3 protein-coding genes and 1 pseudogene are annotated in these 3,155 nt (G+C 66.6%); all 4 read left to right on the forward strand.

The window, feature by feature from the left end; translation table 11 throughout:
• Window positions 1-490, forward strand: a pseudogene (locus ACXJKR_RS28245) (methylmalonyl Co-A mutase-associated GTPase MeaB); the annotation flags it as partial.
• Window positions 487-882 carry a VOC family protein gene (locus tag ACXJKR_RS28250; protein WP_056196607.1) on the forward strand — a complete coding sequence of 132 codons (396 nt, stop codon included), beginning with the start codon at window positions 487-489 and terminating at the stop codon, window positions 880-882. The pseudogene ACXJKR_RS28245 and the gene ACXJKR_RS28250, both read left to right, overlap by 4 nt.
• A 6-nt stretch (window positions 883-888) precedes the next feature.
• Window positions 889-2,421: an acyl-CoA carboxylase subunit beta gene (locus ACXJKR_RS28255; RefSeq protein ID WP_457325658.1), complete on the forward strand. Its 1,533-nt coding sequence runs from the start codon at window positions 889-891 to the stop codon at window positions 2,419-2,421.
• Window positions 2,418-3,155: hypothetical protein (locus tag ACXJKR_RS28260; protein WP_457325659.1), on the forward strand; the 738-nt coding region annotated here is incomplete at its 3' end. The genes ACXJKR_RS28255 and ACXJKR_RS28260, both read left to right, overlap by 4 nt.

Here is a 3,155-nt window from a genome sequence, read left to right on the forward strand (position 1 = left end):
GGGCATGACCGATCTCTACCTGCTGCTGCAGCTGCCCAACGCGGGCGACGACCTGCAGGCCATCAAGAAGGGCGTCATGGAGCTGGCCGACCTCGTCGTCATCAACAAGGCCGACCTGGACGATGTGGCCGCCACGCGTGCCCAGGCCCAGATCACGTCCGCGCTGCGGCTGTTGCCCAGGCATGCGCACGCCAACCATCGCGTGATGAAGGTCAGCGCGCTGAAGGCCGACGGCATTGCGCCGGTGTGGGAGGCGCTGACCGCGCTGCGCACGGCGAGTGAAGCCAGTGGTGCCTGGGCGGCCAAGCGCCGCGAGCAGTCCCTGGCGTGGATGTGGACGCGCATCCAGTCCGGCCTGAAGCAGGCCTTTGTCGCGCACCCCGGCGTGAAGAACCAACTCGAAGCGGCAACGGCAGCGGTGCGGGAAGGCCGCACGCCGGCATCCACCGCGGCACGCCAGTTGCTGGCGACCTTCAGGAGCAACCCATGATCACCGGCCTGCATCACATCAATCTGCGCGCACCCGCCGAGCTGCTCGCAGTGCTGCGCGATTTCTACCGCGACGTGCTCGGCCTCGAGCAAGGGCCGCGGCCGGACTTCGACAGCCCAGGCTACTGGCTCTATGCCAGCGGCCACCCGGTCGTCCACCTGTCCACGCAGCGGGCCAATGAAGCGGTGCGCGGCCCGGTGAACCCCGCCGCCCCGACGACCTACGACCACACGGCCTTCTTCGGCACTGACCCGGTGGGCACCGCGGCGCATCTGCGCGCGCTGGGCGTGAGCTTCCACGAGTCCCGCTCGCCCGTCACCGGCCAGCACCAGTTCTTCTTCCAAGACCCCGCCGGTAATGGCGTGGAGATCAATTTCCCGTTCGAGGGTTGAACCCATATGCAAGACATCCTGCAAGCACTCGAAGCCAAGCGCGCCCGTGCGCGGCTCGGCGGTGGCGAGAAGCGCATTGCCGCCCAGCACGCCAAGGGCAAGTTGACGGCGCGCGAACGGCTGGAGCTGCTGTTCGACGAAGGCAGCTTCGAGGAATGGGACATGTTCGTCGAGCACCGCTGCGTGGACTTCGGCATGCAGGACAACAAGATCCCCGGCGACGGCGTCGTGACCGGCTACGGCATGATCAACGGGCGCCTGGCCTTCGCCTTCAGCCAGGACTTCACGGTCTTCGGCGGCGCGCTCTCCGAAGCCCATGCCGAGAAGATCTGCAAGGTGATGGACCAGGCCATGAAGGTCGGTGCCCCGGTCATCGGCCTGAACGATTCGGGCGGCGCGCGCATCCAGGAAGGTGTCGCGTCCCTGGGCGGTTATGCCGACGTGTTCCAGCGCAACGTGATGGCTTCCGGTGTCGTGCCGCAGATCAGCATGATCATGGGCCCCTGCGCCGGCGGCGCGGTCTACTCGCCGGCGATGACCGACTTCATCTTCATGGTGCGGGACAGCAGCTACATGTTCGTCACCGGCCCCGAGGTCGTGAAGACCGTGACGCACGAGGAAGTGACCGCCGAGGAGTTGGGTGGCGCCACCACGCACAACAGCCGCAGTGGCGTGGCCGACCTGTCGTTCGAGAACGATGTCGAGGCGCTGTTGATGCTGCGCCGCTTCTTCAACTACCTGCCGCTGTCCAACCGCGAGAAGGCGCCATGCCGCCCCAGCGGCGACCCGGCCACGCGCCTGGACTATTCGCTGGACACGCTGGTGCCCGAGAACCCGAACAAGCCCTATGACATCAAGGAACTGATCCTCAAGGTCGTCGACGACGGTGACTTCTTCGAGCTGCAGCCCGACTACGCCAAGAACATCGTCACCGGCTTTGCGCGCATGGAAGGCCAGACGGTCGGCATCGTTGCCAACCAGCCGCTGGTGCTGGCCGGCTGCCTGGACATCAAGAGCAGCATCAAGGCCGCGCGCTTCGTGCGCTTCTGCGACGCCTTCAACATCCCGGTCGTCACTTTCGTCGACGTGCCCGGCTTCATGCCTGGCACCTCACAGGAGTACGGCGGCATCATCAAGCATGGCGCCAAGCTGTTGTATGCGTACGCCGAGTGCACGGTGCCCAAGATCACCGTCATCACCCGCAAGGCCTACGGTGGCGCCTACGACGTGATGGCCTCCAAGCACCTGCGCGGCGACGTCAACTTCGCCTGGCCCAACGCCGAGATCGCCGTGATGGGCGCCAAGGGCGCGGTGGAGATCATCTTCCGCGAGGACAAGGGCGACCCTGCCAAGCTGGCGGCCCGCGAGGCCGAATACAAGGCCCGCTTCGCCAACCCCTTCATCGCCGGCAGCCGCGGCTTCATCGACGACGTCATCCAGCCGCACGAGACGCGCAAACGCATCTGCCGCAGCCTGTCGATGCTGAAGGACAAGAAGCTGGAGAACCCGTGGCGCAAGCACGGGAACATCCCGCTGTGAAGCACGCTTGGTTCTTGGCGTTGGGGCTGCTGGCCTCCCATGCGCAGGCCGCGCAGCACAAGGACGCGGCCAGCGGCTGCGTGGTGTCCGCGCCGGCCTATCTGGCCAGCAACGACTATGCGTTCAGCTACCAGGGCGCCTGCCGCGACGGCCTCGCCGAAGGCCAGGGCAAGGCCATCTGGACACTGCGCAATTCGCCCCAGCACCGCGAGGAATGGGCAGGGCGGTTCAGTGCCGGTGTCTACCTGCCCGAGCCCTCGCAGGGCCTCAAGGCGCGTGCCCTGCGGAGTGACAACGTGCTGTTTGATCTCGGTCCCCTGCCCAAGCTGGAGGGCATGAGCCCGCGCCTGGCTGTGGAGGCCACCAGCGAGCTGACCAAGTATCCCGACCCCTGCAAGCCCGACACGCTCTTCGTGCTGCAGGCCGACGGCCCGGCGCTGGTGTCTGACGACGCGGCCAAGCAGATGCTGCGCTCGGCGCTGGACAAGCTCAAGCTCCGCTGTGGCGATGACCGCCTGCGCGAGCGCGGTCGACCTGGCGGCGAGCGTACCCACGTCCGCGTTCGCATCGCGCCGCAGGCCGAACTGGAGATGGATCAGTACGGCAATCCCAAGGGCATCCTGATCGAGGCATCGCTGCCGCTGGAAGCCGGCAAGGATTTCACCCAGTACAGCAACAGCGTGGCCAGCCAGCAACGCCAACGCCAGGCGCGTGAAGAGCGCGACGCACAGAAG

Source organism: Roseateles sp. P5_E11 (assembly GCF_054049355.1).